At 64.0% G+C, this 1,344-nt stretch carries 1 pseudogene; it reads left to right on the forward strand.

The features are described from left to right. Positions 1-1,344: pseudogene (locus tag ACFVUT_RS37725) on the forward strand (hypothetical protein); the annotation flags it as partial.

Here is a 1,344-nt window from a genome sequence, read left to right on the forward strand (position 1 = left end):
GGCAAGCAGGTCGACGGCGGGAAGGGCGAGACGAAGTCGAAGGACGAGAAGCGGCGGGCCGAGGTCACCGCGAAGCTCCAGAAGGTCTACGACGGGACGAAGAAGGACGTCGAGGAGACCCTGTCCGGTCTGGACAAGAAGGTCGACACGGCCTTCACGACCGGCGAGAAGGCGGCCAGGGACGCGTTCACCGCCGACCACAAGCGCCGGATGAAGGCGTACAAGGACAAACGCTACTCAGGGATGTTCGGGCCGGCGAAGTGGGCCAAGGACAAGCTGATGGGCATGCCTGCGGAGGCCAATGACCTCTACCAGGAGGCCCGCAAGCTCTACGTCGGCAAGATGCAGACGGTCATCTCGTCGGTCGCCGACATCATCGGTGCCGAGCTCGGCAGGGCGAAGGCGCGTATCGCCAAGGGGCGCACGGAGCTGAAGGCGGAGGTCGACAGGCTTCCCGCGGACCTGAAGGAGTTCGGTCAGGAGGCGGCGCAGGACTTCGCGGGGAAGTTCGACGACCTGGAATCAAGTGTCAACGAGAAGTCCGAACAGCTGGTCCAGGATCTGGCGCAGAAGTACACGGCGGCTCTGAACAAGGTCGACGAGGAGATCAAGAAGCTTCAGGAGGCCAACAAGGGCCTGGTCGCGAAGGCGATGGACGCGGTCGTCGGTGTCATCAAGACGATCAACGAGCTGAAGAACCTGCTGCTGGGGATCCTCGCGAAGGCCGCCTCCGCGATCATGAAGATCATCAAGGACCCGATCGGGTTCCTCGGCAACCTCGTCCGTGCGGTCGGCGCGGGGCTCAACCTCTTCGTCACGAACATTGCCGAGCATCTCAAGACCGGTGTGGTGTCCTGGCTGCTGGGCACCGCGGTCAAGGCCGGGCTCGAACTCCCGCAGAAGTTCGACCTCAAGGGCATCATCCAGCTCATCGGCTCCCTCCTCGGCCTGACCTGGGCCAACATCCGCGCCAAGATCACCCGCAAGGGCGTCCCCGACCAGGCCCTGTCCGCCGTCGAGACCTCGGTGCCCGTCGCGAAGAAACTCGCCGCCGAAGGCCCCGCAGGCGCGGTCAAGGAAATCACCGAGGAAGCCGGCGACCTCAAGGCCACCATCCTGGAGAAACTGACCAGCTACCTGATCCCCACCGTCATCATCGCCGGGATCACCTGGATCATCTCCCTCCTCAACCCCGCCTCCGCGTTCGTCCGCGCGGTCAAGGGAATCATCGACATCGTCACGTTCATCGTGAACCAGGGCGCCCAAATCGTGGAGTTCGTCAACGCCGTCCTCGACGCCGTCATCGCCATCGCCAACGGCGGCTCCGCAAGCGTCCCCAAAATG

Origin of the sequence: Streptomyces sp. NPDC058051, from assembly GCF_042885475.1 — a bacterium.
Taxonomy (GTDB): domain Bacteria; phylum Actinomycetota; class Actinomycetes; order Streptomycetales; family Streptomycetaceae; genus Streptomyces.